Below are 25,256 nucleotides of genomic sequence, written 5' to 3' on the forward strand. Positions count from 1 at the left end.
CCACGCAACGGAGGACATCCATGCAGCCATCACCCCCGCACACGCGCAGGAGCTTCCTGGCCCTGGCGGCGGCGGGCGCCGCCCTGGCGAGCGCGCCGGCGGCGGCGCACGCGCAGGCCACCGGGGCATCGGCGCAGGCCGCGGCGGCGTGGGCGCGCGTGCCCGCCATCCGGCGGCGCATCAGGCCGCCCCGCTTCCCCGACCGCACCTTCCCGATCACCGAGCACGGGGCCGTCGGCGACGGGGCGGCGAAGTGCACCGAGGCGTTCGGGCGGGCCGTCGCGGCGTGCGCGGCGGCCGGCGGCGGGCGCGTGCTGGTGCCCGCCGGCACCTGGCTGACCGGCGCGATCCACCTGGCCGACAACGTCGAGCTGCACCTGGAGGCGGGCGCGACGATCCGGTTCAGCCGCGACCCGGCCGACTACCTGCCGGTGGTGTTCACCCGGTACGAGGGCATCGAGCTGATGAACTACTCCCCGTTCATCTACGCCCACGGCCGCACCAACGTGGCGATCACCGGCGCGGGCGTGATCGACGGCCAGGCCGACGCCGCCCACTGGTGGGACTGGTCGAGCGACCCCGCGCCGTCGGAGGGCCCCGACAAGAGGCTGCTGGCGCAGCAGGCCGAGGCCGGCGTGCCGGTGGCGGAGCGGGTCTTCGGGGAGGGCCACTACCTGCGGCCCAACCTCATCCAGCTCTACCGCTGCCGCAACGTGCTCATCGAGGGCGTGACGGTCAGGGACTCCCCGATGTGGAACATCCACCCGGTCCTGTGCACGAACGTCACGATCCGCGAGGTCACCGTGGACAGCCCGCGCGGCCCCAACAACGACGGCTGCGACCCGGAGTCGTGCGTGGACGTGCTGATCGAGCGGTGCGAGTTCAACACCGGCGACGACTGCGTGGCGATCAAGGCGGGCAAGAACGCCGACGGCCGCCGGGTGAACGAGCCGTCCATGAACGTGCTGGTCGACTCGTGCGTGATGCGCGACGGCAACGGCGGCGTGACGGTCGGCAGCGAGACGACCGGCGGGGTGAGCTGGGTGTTCGCGTGGAACTGCACGATGAGCAGCGCCCGGCTGGAGCGGGCGATCCGGATCAAGACGAACCCGGAGCGCGGCGGCTACGTCAGGGACCTGTACTTCAAGGACATCACCGTGGGGCAGGCCGCCGACTCGGTGGTGGAGGTGGCGCTCAACTACGAGAACAAGCACACAGGCCCGCACTTCCCCGACGTCGGCACGATCGACATCCAGGGCCTGCGGGCGGGCAAGGCGCCCAGGGCGTTCTACCTGATCGGCAACCCGGGCAACCCGATCAGGGGCGTCAGGGTGCGCAACAGCGTGTTCGAGGAGATGGCCGAGGCCGACGTGGTGTCCGAGGTGAGCGGCTTCGAGCTGCGCAACGTGTGGGTGAACGGGCGGCGCGTGTAGATCCCCCAACCAGTTGGCCGCCGCGGTCATCCAACCTGTCATGGGGAACGCGCTCATCGACGGGGATCCGCAGCGGCTCGGCGGCTACTGGCTGGCCGGCCGGCTCGGAGCGGGCGGCCAGGGGGTCGTGTACGAGGCCTACGACCCGGCCGGGACACGGGTGGCGATCAAGGTGCTGAGCGGCGACCCGGCCGGGCACCCCGGGCTGCGGGACCGGATGGTGAAGGAGGCGGTCGCGGCGCAGCGGGTGGCCTCGTTCTGCACGGCCAGGGTGCTGGACGCCGATCTGGAGGGGCCCCGGCCGTACATCGTCAGCGAGTACGTCGAGGGCTCCAGCCTGCGGGCCGCGGGGCGGGTCTTCTGCGGGGACGAGCTGCACCGGCTGGCCACCGCGATCGCGACGGCACTGACCGCCATCCACGACGCGGGCGTCGTGCACCGCGACCTCAAGCCGGACAACGTGCTGCTCGGCCCGGACGGTCCCCGGGTGATCGACTTCGGGATCGCGCGGACGCTGGAGATGTCGCTGACCTCGACCGGCGTGGTGACCGGCACGCCGGGATACATGGCTCCGGAGGTGTTCTCCGGGGAGCGGGCGGGGCCGGCCGCCGACGTGTTCGCCTGGGGTGCGGTCGTCTGGTTCGCCGCCACGGGGCGGGACCCGTTCGCCGGGGAGGCGCTCGGGGCGGTCATGCACCGGGTGTTGTCGCACGAGCCCGATCTGTCGGTGCTGCCGGAGTCGTTGCGCGGCCCGGTGCGGGCGGCGCTGGCCAAGGAGCCCGGGCAGCGGCCGTCGGCGCGTGAGCTGCTGCTCGGCCTGATCAGCGGCGACGGCAGCCTGGACCAGCCGCGCCCGGCGGGCGGCACCGGCACCCTGGACACACCGCGGCTGAACGGCGGTGGGGCCTGTCCGGACACGCCGCGGCTGCTCGCGCTGGGGGCCGACGGGGGCCGGCGGGTCGGCGCGCCGGCCGATGATCCCGCGCTCGGGGTGCTGGCCGAGGACGCGTACGCGCTGCTCGCGCCCGAGGACAAGGAGCTGGTGCCGGAGCTGTTCCTGCGGCTGGTCACGGTGAGCGACGAGGGCGAGCTGGCGTTGCGCCGGCCGCGCAGGGCCGAGCTGCCCGACGGGGTGGAGCGGGTCCTGGCCGCGTTCGCGTACCTGGTGTCCGACGGCGATCCGGTACGGCTGCTGCGCCCCGCCCTGCCCCTGGCCTGGCCCCGGCTGCGCACCTGGATCGAGGCCGACCGCGACGGGCTGGCCGTGCACCGCCGGATCAGCACGGCCGCCGGCCGCTGGACGCAGCACGGCCGCAGGGACACCGACCTGTTCTCCGGCAGCACCCTGGACGACGCGCTGAGCTGGGCCGCCGCCGGTCGGCGCAACATCACGCTGACCCCGGCCGAGCGGGACTTCCTGGCGGCCGGAGCCGCGCTGACCCGGCGCCGCTCCCGCCGTACCCGGCTGGCCGCCGTGGGGCTGGCCGTGCTGCTGGTGCTGGCCCTGGCGGCGGGCGGGCTCGCCGTCCGGCAGAACGACACTCTGGCCGAGCAGAGCGCCACCCTGTCGCAGCAGCGCGACGCCGCCGAGTCGGCCCGGCTGGCGACGGCGGCCGACGCCGTGCGTGGCCAGGACCCCGTGCTCGGCATGCTGCTCAGCGCCGCGGCAGGCCGGCTGTGGCCCACCGACGAGGCCAGGTCCAGCCTGGTCGCCTCGGCGGCGGACCCGGCGACCGCGGTCTTCCACGACCCGGCCACCGGCCCCGACGTGGTGCGCACGCTGACCTCCGACGGCCGCTCGCTGATCAGCGCCGGCCAGGGCGGGGTCAGGGTGTGGGACGTGGCCACGGGGCGGCGCACCGGCGGCTTCACCGGCCTACCCGTCAGGCAGCTCCGCCAGGTCGCGGCCAGCGAGGACGGGCGGCTGGTGGCCGTCGCCGACGACCAGGGCGTCGGCGTCTGGGACGTGGCCACGGGGCGTGCCGTCGGCAAGCGGCTGGACGCCCCCGAGGAGGTGGATCTGACGGTCCGCTTCAGCGGGGGGCGGCTGCTGGTGACGATCGGGCAGGGCGTGTACGTCTACGACTGGCGCAGCGGGCGGTCGGCCACGCTGCCCACGATGTTCGGGGTCGCCGTGCATCCGGGCGGCGGTTACGCCGTGGCCGGGCGCACGGCCTGGACGCTGCCGTCGGGCGAGGAACGGGCGGGCTTCCGCGGCGTCTGCTCCGACTGCCGGAGCGTCCCCGCCTTCAGCCGGGACGGCAGGCGCCTGGCCGTCAGCGACGACGGCGGGCTGACCGTGTACGACACGCGGACCCGCGAGGAGATCGACCGGATCGCCGGCTGGGAGATCGGCGCGGTGCCCGTCTTCAGCCCGGACGGCGGCCTGATCGCGGGCGTCGGGGAGCGGATCACCGTCTGGCGGCCGGGCGCCCACGAGCCGCTGCTGCTCAGCCGCGATCCGGACGACCGGCCGAGCGCCGCCGCGTTCGGCCCTGACGGCCTGCGCTACCTGAGCGAGGACGCCGTCGTCACGCTGAAGCAGGCCCCGCCCGCCGGGCAGGAGCTGGACGCGGTCCGGCTGGGGAACGGCGGCCGCTCCGTGATCACGCATGTGGTGGGCTCCACCGAGGTCGTGCTGAACGGCCGGAGCAGGGAGGCCGGCGACTTCGAGGCGTACGACGCGGAGTTCACCTTCAGCCACGACGGCCGCATGCTGGCCGTCAGGAAGGCCGAGAGCGTCTCGGTCCGCGACACCGCCACCTGGCGTGAGCTGGCCGAGCTCCGGCCCGGCTTCGCCGGCGGCGAGCCCGGCGAGGCCCTGCCGACGCCCAAGGGCCTCTGGACGGCCGGCGCGAAGACGTTCACGTTCTGGGCGCTGCCCGGCGGCCGGCGGCTCAAGCAGGTGCCCAGGCCGCGCCTGCTCGGCTGGGCCGCCGACGCCGAGGGGCGGCTCGCCGGGCTGGACGCGGACCGGCTGCGCGTGGTGGACCTGGAGACCGGCGAGCCGATCGGAGCGCCGATGGCCCTGCCCGCGCAGCCGCAGAACGTCTGGTTCAGCGCCGACCTGAGGCGGGTCGCGGTGAACTTCTCCGGCAGGGCCGGTGTCTGGGACACCGCCACCGGCGCGCAGATCGGCGGCTGGCTGCGGGTGGAGGGCGCGGCGTGGGACGGGGCGTTCTCCCCCGACGGGCGGCTGTTCGCGTACGCCTCGCAGGACAACACGCTCAGCCTCTGGGACGTGCGGCAGGGGCGGCGCATCGGGCCGGTGGTCGGGCTCTTCGACAGCGCCAGGTCGCTCGCCTTCACCGCCGACTCCGCCGAGCTGCTGGCCATCGGCAGGGGCGGGCTGCCGACCAGGCTGCCGACGGCCGTCGAGCGGCTGGCCGCGGCGGCGTGCGCGCGGGCGGGCCGCGGCCTCACGCAGGAGGAGTGGCGCCGTTACCTGCCCGATCGGCCCTTCGAGCAGAGCTGTTAGGCGTGGTCGAGGTGGGCCTCCTGCCCGCCCCGCACGCCGCGCCGCCGCTCGTCGAGACCGCCGGGCCTGCCCCGGCCCAGCAGCAGCGTGCCCAGCCAGATCACGGCCATGCCCAGCGCGACCAGGGCCGAGCCCCTGCCCTCCGCGAACGTGGCCACCGCCAGGAGCACCACTCCCCCTGCGGTGACGGCGGCGCTGACGGGCGTGACGCGGCCCAGCACGGCCAGGACGATCGCCTGCGCGAGCACCGCGGCGTAGAAGAGCTGCGCCCCCGCGCCGTACACGACGGGCTCGACCCCGGGGTATCCCTTGACGTCGTCCAGCAGGCCGCGCAGAGCCTCGCCGTCCGCCGCGGCGAACCCGGTGTACAGGTCGATGACGAGCTGGAAGAGGTTGGCCCCCACGCCGAACAGCGCCAGGCCCGTCACCGCCTCCACCGCGACCCGCCGGCCGCCTGTCACCGGCCCCGCCAGGCCGCGCATGGCCAGCGTCATCAGGCCGAACATCGCGAAAGCCACCAGCCAGACCAGGTGCGCGGCCGTCCACCAGGGCCCCGGTTCGAGGCCGCCGTGGATGGGACGCATCAGGAACCAGCCGGCCAGCAGGGCGGCCGGTCCGGCGGTGAAGGAGATCTGGGCCAGGCGGTTCGCGGGGTTCATGCCTGCCACGATGCCTTCCGGCGGCCGGCCGGCTCATCCGTGATCGTCCCTGATTTCCCCCTGGATCGGGGATCAGGGACGATCACGGGTCTCAGAGGAAATACCGCATCCAGACGTACAGCCAGGCCAGCACCGTGCTGAAGGCGGTGACGACGATCCCGTACCGGGTGAACTGCCAGAAGCTGATCTTGTGCCCGTTGCGGGCGGCGATGCCGAGGGCCACCACGTTGGCGCTGGCCGCGACCGCGGTGCCGTTCCCGCCGAAGTCGGCGCCCAGGGCGAAGGCCCACCACAGCGCCTGGCCGATCTGCGGGTCGGGGGCCGCGGCGACCACGCCCTCGACGATGGGGGCGGTCGTGGCGACGTACGGGATGTTGTCGAAGAAGGCGCCCAGCACGCCCGAGCCGAACAGCAGCGCCGTCGCGGCCAGGAAGTAGTCGTTGCCCAGCGTGTCCAGCGCCCACGTGCCGATCGCCGCGATCACGCCGGTGTGCACCAGGCCCGCGACCATGACGAACAGCCCCATGAAGAAGACGAGCGTCGGCCACTCGACCTCGTGCAGCACCTCGGAGACGTTCGCGCGGGAGACCAGCAGCATCACGCCCGCGCCCACCAGCGCCACGATCGACGGCTCGATGTGCACCACCGCGTGCAGCCCGAACCCGGCCACGACCGCGGCCAGCACCACCAGGCAGCGCACGAGCAGCCGCGGGTCGGTGATCGCCCGCCGCTCCTGCAGCGCCATCACCTCGGCCACGCGGTCGGCGTTGTACTGGAACGAGCTCGCGAACAACCACCGCGCCGCCAGCACGAAGACGGCGAAGATGACCACCACGATCGGCGCCATGTGCATCAGGAAGTCGTTGAAGGTCAGGCCCGCGCGGCTGCCGATGATGATGTTGGGCGGGTCGCCGATGAGGGTGGCCGCGCCGCCGATGTTCGAGGCGAGGACCTCCGCGATCAGGTACGGCTGCGCGGCGATCCGCAGCCGGTTGCACACCACGATGGTGACCGGCGCGACCAGCATGATCGTGGTGACGTTGTCGAGGAACGGCGAGGCGATGGCGGTGATGGCCATCAGCATCACCATCAGCCGGTACGGGCGGCCCTTGGACTTCTTGGCGGCCCAGATGGCGAGATAGTCGAAGACGCCCGTCTGCTTGATGACGCCGACGATGATCATCATGCCGAGCAGCAGGAAGATGACGTTCCAGTCGATGCCCTCGTGCTCCGAGAAGAACACCTCGGCGCCGGGGATGAGGCCGAGCACGGCCATCAGCCCGGCGGCGATCAGCACCACCTTGACCTTGTTGGCCTTCTCCGTCGCGATGAAGTAGAAGGCCACCAGGAAGATCGCCAGTGCGGCGAAGGCGCTCATCCCGCCTGCCCCGGCGGCCCGGACCGGTCCACCGCGCGGGATGAGTGCAGGGCGGGACAACAGCGGATCATGGTGACCTCCGTCAGTCGGGCATGCTTCGGCCCGGGCAGGCATGGGGAGCCCGCCCGGTTGATCGGGAAAGGGGTCAGTCGTCCTGGCCGGAGAGCGCCAGGCAGGTCAGCAGCCGCTCCAGGGTGATCGCCCCGGCGAGCACGCCGTCACGGCCGACGACCGCGACGATCGGGCTGCGCAGCCTGGCCATCAGGGCGGCCACTTCGAGCAGGGTCGCGTCGAGCGGCACGGTCGCCGGCGTGGCGGGCCTGCCCGGCAGGCAGTCGCCCACCGTCAGGTCGCCCAGCTCGCCCCAGAACAGGTCGGCGTGCGCCTCGTCGATCGTCCGGCAGAGCGCCGGGTCCTCCTGGTACGCCCCCGGCACCGCCAGCCGCAGCACCTGCGTCCCCGGCAGCACGGCCGACGGCCGGCCCTTGCCGTCCACGACGATCAGGCCGGGCATCCGGCCCAGCGCCATGATCCGCACGGCCTTGGTGACGGGGTCGTGCGTCGTCACGGTCGGCAGGTTCACGGCGATGTTGCTGGCTTCCACGTCGCTGTCTCCCTCCGGCTCCCGTCCATCCTGGAGGTGGAGGCGGGCCGGGGGCCATCGGGTCCGGCACCCATCTGGGCATGGATAGAACATGTAGGGACGTACTTCTTGATGGGGGTCAGACCGCATGGACAATCGCACACCCGGACGACGAGGCTAGAGGCGATGAACGATCGCGCGAAGGGCGGCACGGGGGACGCGCCGCCGGCCGGGACGCGTCGCGCGGGCGCGCCGCGCGGCGCGTCCCGGCCGGCGGCTCAAGGCCTGTTCCGGCGGCTGTTCGTCATCAACGGCCTGGTGTTCGCGACCGGCACGCTCGTGCTCGCGCTCTCCCCCGCCACCGTCTCCGCCCCGGTCGTGTGGGCCGAGGTGCCGGTCCTGCTGGTCGGGCTGGCGGTGATGCTGGGCGCCAACGCGCTGCTGCTGCGCCGCAGCCTGGCCCCGCTGGACGCGCTGACGACGCTGATGCAGCGGGTGGACCTGCTGCGCACCGGCGACCGCCTGTCCGACAGCGGCAACAGCGACCTCACCCACCTGATCGCCACGTTCAACGCCATGCTGGACCGGCTGGAGGCCGAGCGCAGCGCCAGCAGCGCCCACGCGCTGGCCGCGCAGGAGGGCGAGCGGCAGCGCATCGCCCGCGAGCTGCACGACGAGATCGGCCAGAGCCTGACCGTGGTGCTGCTGGGCCTGAAGCGGGTGGTGGACCGCGCGCCGGCCGACCTGAAGGAGGACCTGCACGGCGTGCAGGAGACCGTGCGGGCCAGCCTCGACGAGGTGCGCCAGGTCGCCCGCCGCCTGCGCCCCGGCGTGCTGGAGGACCTCGGCCTGCACAGCGCCCTCAGCGCCCTGACCACGGACGTCTCCAGGATGAGCGGCGTCCCGGTGACCCGCCACCTGCAGCCCGACCACCCGGCCCTGGGCCCGGACGTCGAGCTCGTCCTGTACCGGATCGCGCAGGAGAGCCTGACCAACATCGCCAGGCACGCCCGGGCCACCCGCGCCGAGCTGTCACTCGCGGTCGAGGACGGCCGTCTGGTGCTGCGCATCACCGACGACGGCCGGGGCGGCGTCGTCCAGGAGGGCGCCGGCATCCGCGGCATGCGCGAGCGCGCCCTGCTCATCGGCGCCCGCCTGACCGTCGACTCCCCGCCGGGCCAGGGCACCCGCGTCAGCCTCGTCATTCCTCCGGACCGAAGGACGGCCCCGTGAACAAGACCCGGATCCTGCTGGCCGACGACCACGCGCTGGTCCGCCGGGGCCTGCGGCTGATCCTCGACGCCGAGCCCGACCTGGAGGTGGTCGCCGAGGCCGCCGACGGCGCGCAGGCCGTGGCCGCGGCCTCGGAGGAGAACGTCGACCTGGCCATCCTCGACATCGCGATGCCCCGCATGACCGGCCTCCAGGCGGCCAGGGAGATCTCCAGGCGGGCACCCGGCATCCGCATCCTGATCCTGTCGATGTACGACAACGAGCAGTACTTCTTCGAGTCGCTCAAGGTCGGCGCGTCCGGCTACGTGCTCAAGTCGGTCGCCGACCAGGACCTGCTGGAGGCGTGCCGGGCCACCATGCGCGGCGAGCCGTTCCTCTACCCGGGCGCGGTCACCGCGCTCATCCGCGACTACCTGCAGCGGGACCGGGAGGGCGAGCGCATGCCCGAGAGCATCCTGACGCCGCGGGAGGAGGAGATCGTCAAGCTGATCGCGGAGGGCAACTCGGCGAAGGAGATCGCCGAGACGCTGGTCATCAGCGTCAAGACGGTCGATCGGCACCGGGCGAACATCCTGCAGAAGCTCGGCATGCGCGACCGCCTGGAGCTGACCCGGTACGCCATCCGCGCCGGCCTGGTCGAGCCCTGATCACACCTGGACGCTGAAGATGATCGCCGCCCGCAGGGCCAGCACCCCGGCCAGCACCAGCAGCGGCAGCACCACCGAGTACCGCATCGCCACCGCCGGGCCGGCCGACAGGCGCTCGGTGGCCAGCCCGTACAGGCCGGGGAGCAGCCCGGCCAGGACCACCGCCCACAGCAGCAGCCAGGGCGGGCCGAACACGATCTCCTGCGTGCCCGCGGCGATCAGCGTCACCGCGAACACCACGATCAGCGCCAGCTCCAGCAGCGAGTACAGCCGCTCCGATACCGACAGCATGGGCACGCTCGGCCGCGCCTCCGGCCGGTAGCGGGCCAGGAGCAGCATCAGGGCCGCCGACCCCGCCAGCCCGGAGGCCAGGAAGAGCCCGCCCAGCGCGAACGTGTCGCTCCACACCGGCTGGTTCGACACCGACAGCAGCACGCCCGTGTACCCGGCGATGAACAGCCCGACCAGCGATCCGGCCACGTTGAACACCCGGCCGTCCAGCCGCGTGACGAGCGGCAGCCGGAGCTTGCCGTCCCGCACGAGCGCCGCGGCGAACGACACCGTGGTCACCGCTCCGAACACGACCAGCGCCCACGACCCGATCGACATCGGCGACCAGTACTTGAAGTTCAGCCCCGGGTGGCCGGGCGTGGTGTTGACCAGCATGTGCCAGAACCGCAGCGGCTGCCCGAGATCCAGCGCCAGCAGCAGCGGCGCGACGAGCATCGGCGGGAAGGCGATGTAGTAGCCGATCCTGGCCATCGGCTCGTCGCCGGGCGCGTCGCGCAGCCTGAGCAGGGTGGCCAGCACGTACGAGCCGCCGGACAGGCCCGCCAGGACGAAGTAGAACAGGATGTACCACAGCCAGTCCGGCGGCCCGGCGAAGTGCTGCACCTCATCCATCGGCCGACTCCTCGACCTTCTCCTTGCGGCGGCGCAGCGCGATCAGGCCGCCGAGCACGCCCAGCACGGCCGTGACGGCGGCGGTCAGATAGCCGCCGGCGTTGTTGCGGCTCGGCAGCACGGCGTCGCGCTCGTCGGGCAGCCCGTACCGCCCCGGCTCGTCCATGAGCAGGAAGAACGCGTTCAGCCCGCCGTACACCTTCTCGTCGTGCCCGTAGAGCCTGGCCTGCGTGACGCCCTGCCCGCGCAGCGTCTCCAGCCGCTCGGCCGCCGTCCGCCGCAGCTCGGAGACCGGCCCGAACCTGATCGACTCGGTGGGGCAGGCCTTGGCGCAGGCCGGGGTCATGTCGTTCTGGAGGCGGTCGTAGCAGAGCGTGCACTTCTGCGCGATGCCGGTCGTCTCGCTCGCGCCGATCACGTCGTACGGGCAGGCCGCGATGCAGTTGCGGCAGCCGTTGCAGACGTCGGGCTGGATGAAGACGCTGTCGAACTCGGTCCTGATGATCGCGTTCGTCGGGCAGACCTCCATGCAGCTCGCCTGCTTGCAGTGCTTGCAGACGTCCGACATCATCAGCCACACCGTGCCGTTGCCGGGGGTGACGGCCTCGTCGGGGACGTTGTCGTGGAACTGCACGTGCCGCCAGGTCTCGGCGTCCAGCCTGCCGGTGTTGTCGAAGCCGTCCAGGAACGACGGCGCGTGTCCCTCCAGCCGGTTCCACTGCTTGCAGGCCACCTCGCAGGCCTTGCAGCCGATGCACACGCTGGTGTCGGTGAAGAACCCGTACGCCTGTCCCGGTGTGATGTGCGGCATCTCAGAACCCCATCAGGTTGGGCGTGATCTTGGTGTGGCCCTGCTCGGCCATGTGCAGGTCGATGGGCACCGCGGCCAGCTCGTCCACCCGGGGCACCGCCCGGGGTTCGCGGCCCAGGTCGACGTCGATGAGGTACCGGTGGCAGCTCTCGCAGGTCTCGGCCCGCAACTGCGGGAACAGCGCCTCCGCTTCCGCCTCGCGACGCCCCACGGACGGCGCCGCACGATCGCCGGGCGCGCCCCCGGCGCCTTCGGCGTGGACCGTGCGTCGGCCGCTCTCACCGCAGTTCGGGCAGGTGGTGGCGGAGAAGCTCCACTCGTGCGGGCACTTGGCGCAGGCCAGCACGCGCCGCCCGCTGACGAGCGGATCCTCGCTCGCGACCCGGTAGCTGAGCTGCGGCGGCCCACCGCAGGCGGGACAACGTCCCGGCGCGCCCTCCGGACGCCCCTCGAACGGGACGACGCGCATCGTGGCACGGGCCAGGTAACGTTCGACCGGCGTGAGCTCCTCGTCCGCGACCCAGGCGGCCAGCAGCGCCGCACCGTCGCCGCCCCCGGCCCCGCTCCCGGCCCCGCCGACGGCCCCGCCGACGGCCTTCGCCAGCGCGGGAGGCCCGTGGGCCACCGTGGCCGCCACCACCCGCGGCAGCACCTCGGCTGCGGCCTGCTTCAGCCGCGCACAGCCGCAGGCCGACTCCCAGACGCCCACCAGCGCCAGGTACAACCCCAGCACCTCACCGGCATGCGGATACCGCTCCCGCAGCTCCAGGGCCCGTGCCCGCTCCTGCCCGTACATCAGATCTTCTCGATGTCGACCAGGAACGCCTTGTACTCGGGCGTCCGCGCGCTCGCGTCACCCACGAACGGCGTCAGGGCGTTGGCCAGCCAGTGCTGCCCGGTGTTGATCCCGACGAACCCCCAGTGGATCGGGATCCCGATCTGGTACACCTGCCGCCCGTCCACCTGCAGCGGCCCGAGCCGCTTGGTCACCACGGCCCGCACCTCGAGCCGCCCGCGCCGCGACGACACCCGCACCATGTCCCCGGTCTCGATGCCCTTCTCCCGCGCCAGCCCCGCCGGCACCTCGACGAACGCCTCCGGCTGGAGCTGGACCAGGTGCTCGACGTTCTGCGTGACGTAGTGCTCGTGCTCGGTGAGCCGGTACGAGGTGGCCACGTACGGGTAGTCGGCGACGGTGCCGAACCGGGACGCGCGCCCGGCTCGCTCGTCGTACAGGTACGCCACCGGCGTGGCCGACTGCTGCGGGTGCAGCGGGTTGGCGATCGGCGACTCGATCGGCTCGTAGTGCTCGGGGAACGGCCCGTCGGCGACGGCGTTGCTGAACAGGCGGGCCACGCCCTCACCCGTCATGATGAACGGCAGCGGCGCGTCCGGCCCCGGACCGGTCGTCGGCGGGTAGTCGGGCACGTCGCCCACCCACTTGCCGCCGACCCAGGCGATGCCGGGGCGTTCGGGGTCCCAGGGGCGGCCGTTCTCGTCGGCGGAGGCGCGGTTGTAGAGGATGCGGCGGTTCGCGGGCCAGCTCCAGGCCCAGCCCGGGTAGAGGCCCATGCCGCTGGGGTCGTTCCTGCCCGGGTCCTGGACGCCGTCGCGCCGCCTGGTCAGGTTGCCCTCCTCGGGGTAGTGGCCGGTGTAGATCCAGTCGCCCGCGGCGGTGGTGCCGTCGTCGTTGAGGTCGACGAAGGTCGACAGCCGCTTGCCGGTCCGCAGGTCCCGGCCGTTGATCTCCTGCGCGATCTCGTCCAGCTCGGGCTTGCGCGGGTTCCGGTACGGCATCGTCAGCTTCAGGACCGGATCGGGGAACCTGCCGCCCTGCGTCTGGTACAGCTCGCGGACCCGGAGGAACAGCTCGGCGAGGATCCAGTGGTCGTGCCTGGCCTCGCCCTCCGGCGGCAGCACCTGCTCCTTCCACTGCGCCCACCGGCCGCTGTTGGTGAACGAGCCGTCCTTCTCGATCCAGTGGGTGGCCGGGAGCATGAACACCTCGGTCTGGACCTGCTCCGGGTCCGTGCCGGGCGCCCGCCAGAACTCCGAGCTGGTGGTGTTGAACGGGTCCATGACGCACAGCCACTTGAGGTTCGCCAGCGCCTGGAGGACCTGGTTGGAGTCGGGGCCGATGCTGGTCGCCGTCATCCCGGACAGCATGACTCCCTGCATCCTGCCCCGCAGCGCCTGGTCGAAGATGGAGATCCAGGAGGAGTTGGCGGCCGGCTTGGGCAGGTAGTCGAAGGCGAACTCGTCGTCCTCGGTGGCGGCGTCGCCGTACCAGGCCTTGAGCAGGCTGACCAGGTAGCGGCGGTAGTTCTCGCCGAAGAAGTTCACCGCGCGCGGGTGGTGCTTGACGCTGGCGCTCTCGTCCAGGTACGCCTTGATGTCCTTCTGGCCCGGGGCGGGGATGCGCAGGTAACCGGGCAGGATGTCCCAGGAGATGGCGTGGTCGGTGTTGCCCTGGATGTTGGCGTGGCCGCGTTCGGCGTTCATGCCGCCGCCGGGGCGGCCCATGTTGCCGAGCAGCAGTTGCAGGATGGCGCCCGAGCGGATGAGCTGCACGCCGGTGGTGTGGTGGGTCAGGCCGACGGCGTACACGATGGTCATGACCTTGTCCGGCCGTCCCATCTCGCCGACCAGCTCGGCCACCTGGACGAACTGCTCGCGCGGGATGCCGGTGATCCGGGAGACCGTGTCGGGGTCGTAGCGGCGATAGTGGGCGGCCAGCAGGTTGAGCACCGAGCGCGGGTGGTCGAGGTCGATCCTGGCGTGGCCGTCCTGGTCCGTCTCGTACGCCCACAGCTTGGTGTTGTAGACGCCCTGCTCGCGGTCGAAGCCGTTGAACATGCCGTCCTGGAAGGCGTACCCCTCCTTGACCACGAAGCCGGCGTTGGTGGCCCAGCGGACGTACTCGTCGTGGTAGAGCCTGTTGCTCAGCACGTGGTTGATGAGCCCGCCGAAGTAGGCGACGTCCGTCCCGGTGCGGATGCGCACGTACGTGTCGGCCACCGCCGACGTCCTGGTGAACCGCGGATCCGCGTGGATGATCTTCGCGCCCCTGTCGAGCTTGGCGCGCATCAGCCATCTGAAGCCCACCGGGTGGGCCTCGGCCGGGTTGGCGCCGTTGACCAGGATGAGATCGGCGTGCCTGATGTCACGCCAGTGGTTGGTCATGGCCCCTCGGCCGAACGTGGCAGCCAAACTGACCACCGTGGGACCGTGTCAAACACGGGCCTGTTGTTCGAGGTGAACCAGGCCCAACCCCCTCATCAGCTTCGTCGCGAGATATCCCTCTTCGGAGCTGAACGCCGCCCCGCCGGCGAAGGCGATGCCCTCGCAGCGGTTGACGACGTTCCCGTCGGCGTCCTGCGTGACGAACGTGGCGTCGCGCGAGGTCTTGATGTTCCTGGCCAGGCGATCGAGCGTGAACTCCCAGGAGACCTTCGTCCACTCGGCCGCGCCCGGGGCGCGGTAGAGCGGCTGCGGCACCCGCCTGCGCGAGACGGCCAGTTGCAGCGACGTCGCGCCCTTGGGGCACAGGGTGCCCTCGTTGACGGGACTGTCCGGGTCGCCCTCGATCTGCAGCAGCTCCGTCCTGCCGTTCGGGGCCTTCCTGGTGTAGGCGATGATCGAGCAGCCGACCGCGCAGTACGGGCAGAGCGAGTGGGCCAGCGTGGCCCCTTCGATGCGCAGGCGCTGCTTGACGTCGATCGACTCGGTCAGGTCGAACCCCAGGGCCGATCCGCCGAGCACGCCCACCGGGCCGATGCTCAGGAACCGCCGTCGGCTGACCTCCATGGTGCGGCCTCCCCTCAGCTGCGGGCCGCTGGGTACCGTTTTTTCACCGTATGAGCGGATCCTTGGCGCGTCTACCCCTGAGCGAGTTGCAGGTCGTGACGGCCTTCCGGATCTTCGGGGTTGCGCAGCAGGTCGAGCAGCCGGGGGTCGGCGGGGACGAGCACGCCGCGGTCGCCGCGTGCGGCCGCCGCCAGCAGCACCTCCCGCCACGCCGCCCTCCCGGCCGGCACCCCCACCGGCGCCCACCGCCCCACCCACCCGCCTTCACCGCTCGCATCCTCGGGCGCGCCTTCGTCGCCGCTCCCCTCCGCCGAACGCTCCTGGTAGCCGCCGTCCTCCAGTCGCATGACGGTCCGCCCCACCACGCCCTCGTCGGCGTCCCTCTCGTCGGCAGCCCCGATGAGGACGAGCCGGCCGCGACTCAGCCGCTCCACCGTGGCGAGCGCATGCGACCGGCCCGGGTCCGGCACGACGGCCACGACCAGCAGCGTCCGGTACGTGACCGCGGCCAGGGCGGCGGCCAGCGTGAGGGGGTCGAGCTCGGGCGCGGCACCGTGCTCCACCCACAGCGCGTCGGCCCCTGCCGCCTCGAACGCCACCGCGTCGGTCAGCCACGCGCCCGGATCGCCCTGCGGCCTGGGCAGCACGACCCCCACCCTGACCCGCTCCCCCGCCCGTGCGGGCCCGTGCCCGCCCCCCGACCGCTCAGGCGTGCCCTCCCGGCCTGCGCCCTCCCCCGGCCGCCCGGTCACGTCCTGACCGCCTGTGCCACCCTCGGTCGCGTCGGTCATGGTCGTCTCTCCTCCCCGCCCGTCCCTCCGGGCTCGTGGCTCCGGCCGGTGACCACCCTCAGCCTGTCGTCGAGGCGGCGAGTCAGGTGCAGCCGGTCGAGGTGCTCCAGCAGCGGGATCACGACCCGCCGGTTGGTGCCGAGCGCGGCCCGCGCGTCCCCCGCCGTGAACGGCTGCGGCAACCGGCCCAGGATGCGGGCCGCCTCCACCTCGGCCCCCGGCAGCAGCACGACCCCGTCGGCCAGCCGCAGCAGCAATCCCGCCCGCGCGGCCAGCGCCACCGCCTGACGGGTGAGGCCCAGCTCGGGCAGCCGCGCCGCCTCCGGTGCCAGGTACGGGGCCCGTACCAGCTCCTCCCGCAACCGCCCCACCGCCTCGGCCACCGCTTCCGGCACCCCGTCCCCGTCGATCCGCCCGCCGGAGACCCGCAGCGGCGGACATGCCCTGACCAACGCCTCGACCAGCTCACGCGCGGGCAGCCCGAGCGCGGTGCGGGCGGCGTCCACAGGGATGCCGGGCTGCTCCGCCACGATCGCCCCGAGCCGCTCGCCCAGTTCCTTCCACCGCCCGGCCTCCACCAGCCAGTCCCCCGCGCCGGGCACGTCCAGCGCACGCGGATCGAGGCCCATCGCGACCAGCTCCGACCGCCGCACCACCCCCCGCCAGCCCAGCACGGTCGCCGCATCCGGCATGCGAGCCGTCGCACCATCCGGCGTGGTGAACGGCGCTGTGAACGGCGCTGTGAACGGCGCTGTGAACGGCGCCAGCTCCGCGGCCCGCCTGGCGCCCGCGCCGCGGCCGCGCAGTGGCGGTGGCAGCACGTCCAGCACCAGCACCCCGGCGATGGGCCGCCCGGAACAGCGCAACAACGCCCGATCACCGACCCGCAACGGCAGCGCCCGAGCCAGCGCCAGCCGGACCGCACCCGTTCCGGCCGCCTCCGCCGAGGACGCCAGGGCAGCAGCCCCCGCCGTATCACCGCCGGACGGCCCCAAGGGGCGTACCCGGACGGGGACCGAGGCCGACCCGAGGTGCAGCACCGCCTCGCGCGGCGGTTCCCCCACGCCGGCCCCCGTCTCCAGCCGGACGTCGACCACGGACGTCTCCACCCAGGCCCCGGGCGTGAGCAGCGCCTTCCCCCGCGACACCCGCTCCAGCTCCACCCCGCGCAGGTTGACCGCCACCCGAGCCGCCGCCCGGACCGCCTCCACGGCCTCCTCGGTCACCTGGAGCCCCTTCACCCGTACCGGCTCCCCGTCCAGCACCAGCACGTCCCCCACCCGCAGCCGCCCCGCCGACAGCGTGCCCGTGACGACGGTCCCGGCGCCCCTGATGGTGAACGCCCGGTCGATCCACAACCGCACCGGAGCCCGGACGTCGGCCGCGGGCAGCCCCGCCACCAGCCGGTCGAGCGCGAGCCGCAGCTCGTCGAGCCCCTCCCCCGTGCTCCCGCTCACCTGGACGACCGGCCACGGCACCCGTTCCCCGGCCTCCTCCACCGCCAGCGCGGGATCCATCAGGTCGCACCGCGTCACCACCAGCAACCCGCGCTCGACCCCGAGCGCCTCGATCGCCTCCCAGTGCTCCTGCGACTGCGCCTGCCAGCCCTGATCCGCCGCCAGCACGAACATCACCGCCGGCACCGGCCCCAGCCCGGCCAGCATGTTGGTGACGAACCGCTCGTGCCCCGGCACGTCCACGAACGCCAGCCGCCGCCCCGAGGGCAGCGTGGTCCAGGCGAACCCGAGGTCGATGGTCATGCCGCGGCGGCGCTCCTCGGCCCACCGGTCGGGCTCGATCCCGGTCAGGGCGCGTACCAGGGTGGACTTGCCGTGGTCCACGTGCCCGGCCGTGGCGATCACGTACATGCCCGCACCAGCTCCTCGTCCGCGGTCCGCCTGCTCATGGCAGGCCTCCTGGAGGTGCGGAGGCGCACGGGGATCGAACCCGCCGGCGACGCCGCGCGCCGCCCACCGATTTTGAAGACCGGGGTGCCCACCAGAACACAAGCGCCTCCAGGCTCGAAACTCACGATATGACGGCCCCGGCCGCCGGGCATCCCGGATCGTGGGCTTACGTGTCGATGACGACGCTCGGCCCGCGACGCCTCCTGCGGGCAGACACAGGCCGCTCGCGACGCGGCCTTGATCGTCCGGTGGACCTCGGTGTTACGTTGGGAGTGAGGCGTGCCCGACACCTGCGCGAAGGACGTGGTCACCGTGCTCTACCTCTTCGGCTTCGATCGGATCGGCGTGGCCGTGAGCGACATCTACTTCGTCGACCCCGACCCGCTCGAAGGTCAGGAGGGCGCCGAGCGCGGCGTCCGGCTGGAGCTGCGCCGGCTGGAGAGCGGTGAGCTCAAGGGCTCGATCTACTCCTCCCGCCCCATCACCGTCGACCGGCCGATCTGGCGGGTCGATCTGCTGGAGTCCGTCACCGGCACGCCGGGCAGCTTCGACCGCACCCACCACCACCCCGGGGTCAAGGGGTGGGAGCCGGGGCGGCGGGTGTTCGACGAGCGGCTGTCGGAGGAGCCGTTGAAGTGGCTGGGTGAGCGGCTGGCCGATCTGGAGGGGGTTCTGGACGAGTCCGGGGTGGGGCGCGACGAGGTCAGCGCGGCCGACGTGACCGGCCTGCGCGACCGGGCTCCGGAGATCGTGGAAGCGGTCGCCCGCCTGCTCGACACCGTACGCGCCGCCGACCCGAACGCCCCGGCCGGCGCCGGGTCGGCCACGAGCGTGCGGGCGAGCTGGTTGTAGAGCGGCTCGCCCGCGGGACCCGACCCGCCCGGCGGCCGACCCTGGCCTGACCTGCCCGGCGGCCGACCCTGGCCCGGCCAGGCGGCTGACCGTGGCCTGACCTGCCCGGCGGCTGACCGAACGTGTCCAGCACCGGGCGCACCCGGTCGCCGGCGGCGTCATTCCGCCCTGCTGACGCGTCATTCCGCCTTGCTGACGCGTTCGGCCAGCTCGACCACCGCGCCGACGAGCTCCCGGCCGTTCAGCAGGACGAGGTCGTTGTGCCCCGCCCCGGCCACCTCCACGGTCGTGGCCCGTGCCGCGCCGGCGACCGCGCGGCTCAGGTGAGGGGGGACGATCGTGTCGCCGGTGCCGTACACGACCACGACCGGGGCGCGGACCGCGCCGATGCCGTCGGCGACGGGGAAGCGGTCGCGCAGCAGCGCGCGTACCGGCAGGAACGGGTAGTTGACCTGGCCGGCGGCGGCCAGGTCGGTGAACGGCGAGCGCAGCACCAGCCCGTCGGGCGGGTGTTCGAGGGCGAGCCTGGTCGCCACCGCCGCGCCGAGGCTCTCGCCGAAGTAGATCACCCGCGAGCTCCGGACGGCGTCGCGGGCGGCCAGGGCGTCGAGGTGCAGGCCCTCCTCGGTGGGGCTGCCGGGGTTGCCGCCGTAGCCGCGGTAGTCCATGAGCAGCACCGGCAGCCCGTACGCGGCCAGCGCCCTGGCCAGCGGCGCGCGGTGCAGGCGGTTGCCCGCGTTGCCGCCGGTGACGAGCACGGTCACGTCGTGGTGGCCGGGCACGTACCAGGCGGCGAGCCGCAGCCCGTCGCGGGTCGTGAGCGTGATGTCCCGCGCCCCCGGAAGCACCGAGGCGGCCGGGGGCACGGGGGCGCTGTCGGGCAGGTAGATGAGCCGCCGCTGGAACACCCACAGCAGCCCGAGCAGCAGGATGAGCACCGCGGCGACGACCAGGGCGGTGCGCGCGAGCGTCGTCACGACGACCACGGTACGCACCCGACGCGAGCGCCGTCACGGGTACGCACCCGACGCGAGCGCCGTCACGACCGTCCACGGTACGTACCCGGCGTGCGCGCCGTCACGACCGCCCAAGGGTCAGACGAGCGCGCCCGCCTGGACGACGTGCCGCACGTGCCCGGGGTCGGCCAGCACGCCGATGTCCTCCAGCGGATCCCCGTCGAGCACGAGCAGGTCGGCGTGCGCCCCCACGGCCAGCGTGCCGATCTCGCCCGCCATCCCGACCAGCTCCGCCGCCCCCACGGTGGCGGCCCGCAGCACGTCGATCGGCCGCTGCACCTCGGCCCTGAGCCGGAACTCGTGGTTCTGGTGCCGGTGCATGCCGCCGAGCAGGTCGGTCCCGTACGCGATCCGCACCCCGCCCCTGGCGGCCCGCTCCAGCGCGACGAGCCCCGCGCCGAGCACCTCGTCCACCTTGCGCCAGCTCCGCTCGGGCAGGCCGAACTCGCGGCCCTCCTCCTTGAGCGCCCAATAGGTCACGAGCGTCGGCACCAGGTACGCCTCGTGCCGCAGGAACAGCTCCACGCTCGTGTCGTCGATCAGGTTGCCGTGCTCGATGGAGCGCACCCCCGCTTCCAGGGCCCGGTTGACGGCGCGGGCGGTGTAGGCGTGGGCGGCGACGTACCGGTTGGCGGCCCCGGCCTCCTCGACGACGGCGCGCAACTCCTCCATGGAGTACTGGGTCGAGTCGATGCGGTCGGTCGGCGAGGCCACGCCGCCGGAGCCCATGACCTTGATGTGGTGAGCGCCCTTGCGCAGCTCGTCGCGGGCGGCGGTGCGGACCGCGTCCACGCCGTCGGCCACCCGGCCGACGCCCGCGCAGCACGGGTGGTCGTCCTTGACGTGCTGGCCCCGGCCGCGGAAGTCGGCGTGGCCGCCGGTCTGGCTCAGGCCCTTGCCGCAGAACAGCAGGCGCGGGCCGCGTACGAGGCCCTCGGCCTGCGCGTCGGCCAGCCCGAAGTCGGCGCCGGAGGCGTCGCGGACCGTGGTGAAGCCGCGGCTCAGCATGTCGCCCATGATGCGGGCGCTGTGGGCGGCCACGTAGGAGGGCGACATGGAGCCGAGCGAGCCGAGGTCGGCCGTGGAGGCGGTGACGTGGACGTGCGCGTCGATCAGGCCGGGCACGACGCGGGCGCCCTCCAGGTCGATCACCCGCGTGTCGTCAGGGGCCCGCAGGCCACGGCCCGTCTCGGCGACGCGGCCGTCGGCGCACCGCAGGTCGGCCTCGGCGTACTCGCCGGTCTCCACGTCGAGCAGCAGCGCGTTCTTGAGCAGCAGGCTCATGCGGCAGCCTTCCGGAAGCAGGGGGCGGCGTCCTTCGCGATGTCCTGCGCGGCGGCCACGGACGCGTCGTCGTAGGCGCCTTCGGCGTCGAGGATGTTGAGCACGCCGAGCACCTCGCCGTCGTCCCCGATGACGGGCACGTTGATGATGGAGGAGCAGCCCAGGCTCTCGATCAGCTCGTGGTCGGCGAAGATCCGCCGCACCGCGGCCCTGTCGCCGAAGAACGGCCGCCGCTCCTCGATGCAGACGGCCAGCCAGTCCTGGGCCACCTCGACGGTCTTCTCGCCGCCCACCGGGTACTGCTCGGGGTGGCTGCTGTGCACGCGGCGCAGCGCCCGCCGTTCCGGCACCCAGGCCAGCACGGTGAACAACCGCACGCCCACCTCCCGGCGCACCCTCTCCTCCAGCTCGTTCATCTGGTTGCCTCCTCAGTCGTCTCCGTCAGCTCTTCCAGTGATCGCCCTGCCGTGGCCAGACCGAACACGACCACGCACACCACCCCGGCCACCAGCACCGCGGTCGTCAGCCCGAACACGCCGGCGAAGCCCAGGCTCGCGGCGGACAGTCCGATGATCGTCGGGGCGAGGATGCTGCCGACCCGGCCGAACGCGCTCGACAGCCCGGTGCCGGTGGCGCGGATCCAGGTGGGGAACACCTCGGGGGTGTAGGAGTAGACGCCGGCGTAGGTGCCGTTCAGGAAGAACGACAGCACCGCGCCCGCCAGCGTGATGGTGACGGGCGAGTCCATCTGCGACAGCCAGAACGCGCTGACCGCCGAGCCCGCGAGGTAGAGCGCGATCGTGTTCTTGCGGTCCATCCGCTCCGACAGCCAGGCCGCGGAGAAGTATCCGGGGATCTGCGCCAGGTAGATGATGATCGAGAACTCGAAGCTCTTGGTGACCGTGATGCCGCGCTGCACGAGCAGCGTGGGGATCCAGGAGAAGAACCCGTAGTACGAGAACGTGATCACGAACCACACCAGCCAGATCACCGCCGTGCGCCTGGCCATGGCCGGGCTCCACAGGAAGCGCAGCGCGCTGAACAGGTTCACCTTCGGCGCGCCGCCGGAGGCGGGGGCGACGGCGGTCTCGGGCACCGGCGGCAGCGGCTGCCCCGTGGCCCGCTCGACGCGCCGCTCCAGGTCGGCGACCACCGCCTCGGCCTCGGCCGCCCGGCCCTGCTGGAGCAGGAAGCGCGGCGACTCCGGCAGCGAGCGGCGCCACCACAGCAGCATCACGATCGGCAGCGCGGTGATCACCTGAGCGATCCGCCAGCCGTCGTCGAACGTCGGCACGACGAACCGCCCGATCAGCGCCGCCATCACGAAGCCGAACGAGAAGAACCCGGCCAGCGCCCCGATGAACCAGCCACGCCGCTTGGCGGGCACGAACTCCGACAGGAACGGCGCGATGATCGCGCTCTCCGCCCCCGCGCCGGCTCCGGCGAGCACGCGGGCGCCGAGGAACACCTCGTAGTTCGGCGCGAACGCGGCCACCACGGAGAAGACGGCGTAGAAGGCGAGGGCGTACATCATCACCTTCTTGCGGCCGATGCGGTCGCCTAGCAGGCCCGCCACGGTCGCGCCGAACAGGAACCCGAACGGCGTCGCGGACCCGATGAAGCCCAGCTGGCCGTTGGACAGGCCCCAGGCCTCCTGCGCGCTCGGCAGCAGGAAGGCGACGACGGCCGAGTCCATGCCGTCGAAGGTGTAGCCGAGGCCGCCGATCAGGAGCAGGACGTAGTGCGGACGGCTCAGCGGGAGCCGGTCCAGACGGGCCAACAAGGTCATCGAAGCACACCTTTCCCCAGGTCATGGCCCTGCAAGTCAATTGCGCAGCAACATATAGTGCAAATTGGTAAAATTGCAATGGTCTTTGCAAGTTTGGTTCGTCGCGAACGCGTACGATGGCGGCCACCGGCCTCGGGAAGGGATGACGTGACGGAGCTCGCCACCGACAGCTTCCAGGAGTGGTTGCGCGAGCGGCTGCCGGAGCGCGGGCTGCGTGGCAAGGCGGCCGCGGTGCTGGAGCTCCTGCTCTCGCAGCCCCGCCGGGCCGCGTTCGGGTCCGCCGGGGAGCTGGCCCAGCTCGCGGGCGTCAACGTCGCCACCGTCACCCGTACGGCACAGTCGCTCGGCTTCGCCGGCTGGCCCGCCCTGCAACAGGAGTTGCGCGCCCGCTACCTGTCCTCGCTCAGCGCCGGCCAGGTCGCGGCCGAGCACCGGGGCACCGGCTCGCCCTCCTCACGCTCGCTGCGCCGCGACCTCGACAGCCTGGCCCTGCTCAACCGGCGCCTGGACGAGGGCGTGCTGCTCACGATCGCCCGGGCCATCGCGGAGGCCGGTCGCACGGTGATCGTCGCCGACGGCAGTTACGCGGCCGTCGGCATCGCGCTCGCCCACAACGCCCGGCTGGCCGGCTACCCGGTGCAGGCCATCACGGGCGGGGACGCCGAGCTGGCGAACGTGATGGCCGCGATCCGCGAGCGGGACGTGCTGATCGCGATCAGCTTCTGGCGGCTGTACGAGAGCACCGTCCTGGCCGCCAACGAGGCGCGCTCGCGCGGGGTCCGCGTGTTCGCCGTCACGGACGCCGCCAGCCCGGCGCTGGCCGCCGCGGCGGAGGAGGTCGTGATGGTGCCAGCGGAGGGCGAGGCGTTCTTCCCCTCGCTGACGGCCGGCATCGCCGTGGCCCAGGCACTGGTCACCCAGCTCGCCGCCCTGGACCCGGCACGCACGGGCGCCTCGATCGAGGCGGCCGAGGCGATGTGGGCCAAGTTCGGCCTGCTGCACCGCCGCCCCGTCTCCTAGAGCGCGCCGAGGATCAGGCCGATCACCTCGCTGCGGCGCTCGGCCAGGTAGAAGTGGCCGCCGGGCAGCACGTGCAGCTTGAAGCCGGCGCGGGTCAGCCCGCCCCAGCCGCGGGCGTTCGAACTGTCCACCTCGGGGTCGCTGTCGCCGATGATGGCCGTGATGGGGCAGTCCAGCGGCTCGGCGGGGCGGCTGCGGTAGGTCTCGGCCAGGCGGTAGTCGGCGCGCACGATCGGCAGGACGTACGCCCGGATGTCGGCGTCGTCCAGCAGCTCGGGCTGGGTGCCCCCGAGCCGCCGCAGCTCGGCGGTCAGATCCTCCTCGGTGCCCAGGTGCACGGTTCCGGGGCGGGGGAGGTTCGCGGCCCGGCGGCCGGAGACGATCAGGTGGGCGGGCCGGACGCGCAGCGCCGTCTCGTACGCGATCAGCGATCCCATGCTGTGCCCGAACAGCACGGCAGGGCGGTCGAGCAGCGGCCGCATGGCCTCGGCGACCAGGTCGGCCATGGTGTGCGCGTCCTCGACGGGCGCCTCGCGCACGCGGTCGGCGCGGCCCGGGTACTGCACGGCCCGCACCTCAACGCTCGGGGGGACCGCCCGGTGCCAGTCCCGGTAGGCCGCGGCGGCGCCGCCGGCGTGCGGGAAGCAGAACAGCCGCGTGGCGGCGTGCGGGCGGGGGTCGAGCGTGTGGAACCAGGTCATACGATCTCCTGAACGGCCGGCGACTTCCGCCATAGTGAACCAATCCGGTCATCACGCGCATCACGCGGGCGGGCAACCGTGAGCTGAAGCCTGTCCTCCACGGCATCGCGGCGAGACCCCCGCACACGTAGGATCCGTTCGTGATCGCCTTACGGGTCGTCATCACCGCTGTCGTGACGGCGGGACGGCCCTGGAGGGCGCCCGGGGAGCGTCCTTCATCCCGACCGACACCACCCGGTCCGGCGGGTGCAGCGAGGCCTGCGCCGACTGACCGCGAGCCAGGAGGTCCGATGAGACCTGTGGATCGTGCCGAGTACCTGGGATACACACCCCTCACCGAGAGCCTGCGGCTCATCGCGCACGGCCTGCCGAAGGAGCTGCCGGAGACGCTCGGCGGCCGGCACCGCTTCACCCCGCTCTCCCTGTACGTCGGCGACCGCCTGGCGGCGACCGCCTTCGCCCGGCTCGACGGGGTGGGGCTGTTCTGGCTGGACGTGTGGCTGCTGTCGCCGAAGCGGGGCGGCCGGTGGAACCTGCGTGCGGGCGGCACCGTGGCGGCCGATCCGGCCGACGAGAACGTCCTGCGGCCCCGCCCGGGATGCACCGCGCTCGACGGGCACGCCCACACCGGGCAGAGCGCCCGGTTCAACACCAGCCCGGTGCCGTTGCTGCGCCGGCCGTACCGGTGGGTCGGCTACGGCCTTGTGCGGTTGTCGGCCGAGGTGGGGGTGGTGCGGCTCGGGGAGCAGGACATCATGGTCCCGGAGCACGGCCTGCAGGCGCTGGCGTGGCAGGCCGGCCGCACGGGGGCCGAGGTCGACCTGCTGGGTCACCGGGGCGAGCACCTCTCGGCCCTGACCCTGCGCTAGTCACCGGGGAAGCGGCTCCCGACCCCCGCCGGTCACCGGGATGGCGCCTCTCGACCCCCACCGGTCACCGGGGAAGCGCCTCTCGGCCCCGCGCT

General features: G+C 73.0%; 22 protein-coding genes and 1 tRNA gene. 7 read left to right on the forward strand and 16 right to left on the reverse strand.

Annotated features, from left to right (window positions below; translation table 11 throughout):
* Window positions 1–20: 20 nt before the first annotated feature.
* Window positions 21–1,433, forward strand: a complete 1,413-nt coding sequence (locus HD597_RS36650; protein ID WP_253748245.1) for a glycoside hydrolase family 28 protein — start codon at window positions 21–23, stop codon at window positions 1,431–1,433.
* Window positions 1,434–1,473: 40 nt separating this feature from the next.
* Complete coding sequence (locus HD597_RS36655) at window positions 1,474–4,911, forward strand: WD40 repeat domain-containing serine/threonine protein kinase (protein ID WP_253748247.1); 3,438 nt, start codon at window positions 1,474–1,476, stop codon at window positions 4,909–4,911.
* Here the strand turns inward: HD597_RS36655 and HD597_RS36660 are convergent.
* The 3 genes from HD597_RS36660 to HD597_RS36670 all read right to left on the reverse strand — a co-directional run bounded on the left by HD597_RS36660 (window position 4,908) and on the right by HD597_RS36670 (window position 7,552).
* A complete protein-coding gene (locus tag HD597_RS36660) occupies window positions 4,908–5,570 on the reverse strand; it encodes a hypothetical protein (protein WP_253748249.1) in 663 nt (220 codons plus the stop codon). The genes HD597_RS36655 and HD597_RS36660 overlap by 4 nt on opposite strands.
* 91 nt (window positions 5,571–5,661) lie before the next feature.
* A complete protein-coding gene (locus tag HD597_RS36665; RefSeq protein ID WP_253748251.1) occupies window positions 5,662–6,948 on the reverse strand; it encodes an ArsB/NhaD family transporter in 1,287 nt (428 codons plus the stop codon).
* A 145-nt stretch (window positions 6,949–7,093) separates the two neighbouring features.
* Complete coding sequence (locus HD597_RS36670; RefSeq protein ID WP_253748253.1) at window positions 7,094–7,552, reverse strand: CBS domain-containing protein; 459 nt, start codon at window positions 7,550–7,552, stop codon at window positions 7,094–7,096.
* 165 nt (window positions 7,553–7,717) lie between these two features.
* Here HD597_RS36670 and HD597_RS36675 point away from each other — a divergent pair, with 165 nt between their 5' ends.
* Together HD597_RS36675 and HD597_RS36680 are read left to right on the forward strand one after the other, a co-directional pair.
* Window positions 7,718–8,764, forward strand: a complete 1,047-nt coding sequence (locus tag HD597_RS36675) for a HAMP domain-containing sensor histidine kinase (protein WP_253748255.1) — start codon at window positions 7,718–7,720, stop codon at window positions 8,762–8,764.
* A complete protein-coding gene (locus tag HD597_RS36680) occupies window positions 8,761–9,411 on the forward strand; it encodes a response regulator (protein ID WP_253748257.1) in 651 nt (216 codons plus the stop codon). The genes HD597_RS36675 and HD597_RS36680 overlap by 4 nt, the downstream gene beginning before the upstream one ends.
* On the opposite strand, the gene nrfD is transcribed toward HD597_RS36680, so the two are convergent.
* The 8 genes from nrfD to HD597_RS36720 all read right to left on the reverse strand — a co-directional run bounded on the left by nrfD (window position 9,412) and on the right by HD597_RS36720 (window position 17,740).
* Window positions 9,412–10,314 (reverse strand): NrfD/PsrC family molybdoenzyme membrane anchor subunit, encoded by a 903-nt coding sequence (nrfD, locus tag HD597_RS36685; RefSeq protein ID WP_253748259.1) that lies wholly within the window; start codon window positions 10,312–10,314, stop codon window positions 9,412–9,414.
* Entirely contained in the window at window positions 10,307–11,125 is an 819-nt protein-coding gene (locus HD597_RS36690) for a 4Fe-4S dicluster domain-containing protein (RefSeq protein WP_253748261.1), read from the reverse strand. Before HD597_RS36690 ends, nrfD begins: the two co-directional genes overlap by 8 nt.
* Before the next feature lies 1 nt (window position 11,126).
* On the reverse strand, window positions 11,127–11,921 hold the full coding sequence (locus HD597_RS36695; RefSeq protein WP_253748263.1) for a formate dehydrogenase accessory protein FdhE domain-containing protein: 795 nt from the start codon (window positions 11,919–11,921) through the stop codon (window positions 11,127–11,129).
* Window positions 11,921–14,344 carry a formate dehydrogenase-N subunit alpha gene (gene fdnG / locus HD597_RS36700; RefSeq protein WP_308210761.1) on the reverse strand — a complete coding sequence of 808 codons (2,424 nt, stop codon included), beginning with the start codon at window positions 14,342–14,344 and terminating at the stop codon, window positions 11,921–11,923. Before fdnG ends, HD597_RS36695 begins: the two co-directional genes overlap by 1 nt.
* A 12-nt stretch (window positions 14,345–14,356) precedes the next feature.
* Window positions 14,357–14,932, reverse strand: coding sequence for a hypothetical protein (locus HD597_RS67370; protein ID WP_253748267.1), 576 nt, complete (start codon window positions 14,930–14,932; stop codon window positions 14,357–14,359).
* A gap of 71 nt (window positions 14,933–15,003) precedes the next feature.
* The gene (locus HD597_RS36710; RefSeq protein WP_253748269.1) at window positions 15,004–15,723 is read right to left on the reverse strand and encodes an LLM class flavin-dependent oxidoreductase; all 720 of its coding nucleotides are present in this window, start codon (window positions 15,721–15,723) and stop codon (window positions 15,004–15,006) included.
* Complete coding sequence (selB, locus tag HD597_RS36715) at window positions 15,720–17,591, reverse strand: selenocysteine-specific translation elongation factor (protein ID WP_253748272.1); 1,872 nt, start codon at window positions 17,589–17,591, stop codon at window positions 15,720–15,722. The genes HD597_RS36710 and selB overlap by 4 nt, the downstream gene beginning before the upstream one ends.
* A gap of 55 nt (window positions 17,592–17,646) precedes the next feature.
* Window positions 17,647–17,740 (reverse strand) — tRNA-Sec (locus HD597_RS36720).
* Window positions 17,741–17,909: 169 nt separating this feature from the next.
* On the opposite strand from HD597_RS36720, the gene HD597_RS36725 reads away from it, so the two are divergent.
* Window positions 17,910–18,482: a hypothetical protein gene (locus tag HD597_RS36725; RefSeq protein ID WP_253748274.1), complete on the forward strand. Its 573-nt coding sequence runs from the start codon at window positions 17,910–17,912 to the stop codon at window positions 18,480–18,482.
* Window positions 18,483–18,661: 179 nt separating this feature from the next.
* On the opposite strand, the gene HD597_RS36730 is transcribed toward HD597_RS36725, so the two are convergent.
* From HD597_RS36730 to HD597_RS36745, 4 genes are all read right to left on the reverse strand, one after another.
* Window positions 18,662–19,459, reverse strand: a complete 798-nt coding sequence (locus tag HD597_RS36730; protein ID WP_253748276.1) for an alpha/beta hydrolase — start codon at window positions 19,457–19,459, stop codon at window positions 18,662–18,664.
* 117 nt (window positions 19,460–19,576) lie between these two features.
* Window positions 19,577–20,782 carry a metal-dependent hydrolase family protein gene (locus HD597_RS36735; RefSeq protein ID WP_253748278.1) on the reverse strand — a complete coding sequence of 402 codons (1,206 nt, stop codon included), beginning with the start codon at window positions 20,780–20,782 and terminating at the stop codon, window positions 19,577–19,579.
* Window positions 20,779–21,198: a GAF domain-containing protein gene (locus tag HD597_RS36740; RefSeq protein WP_253748280.1), complete on the reverse strand. Its 420-nt coding sequence runs from the start codon at window positions 21,196–21,198 to the stop codon at window positions 20,779–20,781. The genes HD597_RS36735 and HD597_RS36740 overlap by 4 nt, the downstream gene beginning before the upstream one ends.
* Window positions 21,195–22,571, reverse strand: coding sequence for an MFS transporter (locus HD597_RS36745; protein ID WP_253748282.1), 1,377 nt, complete (start codon window positions 22,569–22,571; stop codon window positions 21,195–21,197). Before HD597_RS36745 ends, HD597_RS36740 begins: the two co-directional genes overlap by 4 nt.
* 147 nt (window positions 22,572–22,718) lie before the next feature.
* Here HD597_RS36745 and HD597_RS36750 point away from each other — a divergent pair, with 147 nt between their 5' ends.
* Window positions 22,719–23,591, forward strand: a complete 873-nt coding sequence (locus tag HD597_RS36750; RefSeq protein ID WP_253748284.1) for a MurR/RpiR family transcriptional regulator — start codon at window positions 22,719–22,721, stop codon at window positions 23,589–23,591.
* Here HD597_RS36750 and HD597_RS36755 read toward each other — a convergent pair.
* A complete protein-coding gene (locus HD597_RS36755) occupies window positions 23,588–24,292 on the reverse strand; it encodes a thioesterase II family protein (RefSeq protein ID WP_253748286.1) in 705 nt (234 codons plus the stop codon). The two genes, HD597_RS36750 and HD597_RS36755, sit on opposite strands and share 4 nt — an antisense overlap.
* Window positions 24,293–24,582: 290 nt before the next feature.
* On the opposite strand from HD597_RS36755, the gene HD597_RS36760 reads away from it, so the two are divergent.
* Window positions 24,583–25,161 carry a hypothetical protein gene (locus tag HD597_RS36760; RefSeq protein ID WP_253748288.1) on the forward strand — a complete coding sequence of 193 codons (579 nt, stop codon included), beginning with the start codon at window positions 24,583–24,585 and terminating at the stop codon, window positions 25,159–25,161.
* The last annotated feature ends 95 nt before the right edge of the window (window positions 25,162–25,256 follow it).

This window comes from Nonomuraea thailandensis (assembly GCF_024172165.1).
In the GTDB taxonomy this organism is placed as follows: domain Bacteria; phylum Actinomycetota; class Actinomycetes; order Streptosporangiales; family Streptosporangiaceae; genus Nonomuraea; species Nonomuraea thailandensis.

Excerpts from the sequence above, each read along its gene's own strand:
- HD597_RS36695 (WP_253748263.1), bottom strand. The coding sequence starts at position 11,921 with ATGTACGGGCAGGAGCGGGCACGGGCCCTGGAGCTGCGGGAGCGGTAT.
- HD597_RS36710 (WP_253748269.1), bottom strand. The coding sequence starts at position 15,723 with ATGACCGACGCGACCGAGGGTGGCACAGGCGGTCAGGACGTGACCGGG.
- HD597_RS36755 (WP_253748286.1), bottom strand. The coding sequence starts at position 24,292 with ATGACCTGGTTCCACACGCTCGACCCCCGCCCGCACGCCGCCACGCGG.
- HD597_RS36760 (WP_253748288.1), top strand. The coding sequence starts at position 24,583 with ATGAGACCTGTGGATCGTGCCGAGTACCTGGGATACACACCCCTCACC.
- HD597_RS36650 (WP_253748245.1), top strand. The coding sequence starts at position 21 with ATGCAGCCATCACCCCCGCACACGCGCAGGAGCTTCCTGGCCCTGGCG.
- HD597_RS36740 (WP_253748280.1), bottom strand. The coding sequence starts at position 21,198 with ATGAACGAGCTGGAGGAGAGGGTGCGCCGGGAGGTGGGCGTGCGGTTG.
- HD597_RS36745 (WP_253748282.1), bottom strand. The coding sequence starts at position 22,571 with ATGACCTTGTTGGCCCGTCTGGACCGGCTCCCGCTGAGCCGTCCGCAC.
- selB (WP_253748272.1), bottom strand. The coding sequence starts at position 17,591 with ATGTACGTGATCGCCACGGCCGGGCACGTGGACCACGGCAAGTCCACC.
- HD597_RS36655 (WP_253748247.1), top strand. The coding sequence starts at position 1,474 with ATGGGGAACGCGCTCATCGACGGGGATCCGCAGCGGCTCGGCGGCTAC.
- nrfD (WP_253748259.1), bottom strand. The coding sequence starts at position 10,314 with ATGGATGAGGTGCAGCACTTCGCCGGGCCGCCGGACTGGCTGTGGTAC.
- HD597_RS36665 (WP_253748251.1), bottom strand. The coding sequence starts at position 6,948 with ATGAGCGCCTTCGCCGCACTGGCGATCTTCCTGGTGGCCTTCTACTTC.
- HD597_RS36660 (WP_253748249.1), bottom strand. The coding sequence starts at position 5,570 with ATGAACCCCGCGAACCGCCTGGCCCAGATCTCCTTCACCGCCGGACCG.
- HD597_RS36690 (WP_253748261.1), bottom strand. The coding sequence starts at position 11,125 with ATGCCGCACATCACACCGGGACAGGCGTACGGGTTCTTCACCGACACC.
- HD597_RS67370 (WP_253748267.1), bottom strand. The coding sequence starts at position 14,932 with ATGGAGGTCAGCCGACGGCGGTTCCTGAGCATCGGCCCGGTGGGCGTG.
- HD597_RS36675 (WP_253748255.1), top strand. The coding sequence starts at position 7,718 with ATGAACGATCGCGCGAAGGGCGGCACGGGGGACGCGCCGCCGGCCGGG.
- HD597_RS36735 (WP_253748278.1), bottom strand. The coding sequence starts at position 20,782 with ATGAGCCTGCTGCTCAAGAACGCGCTGCTGCTCGACGTGGAGACCGGC.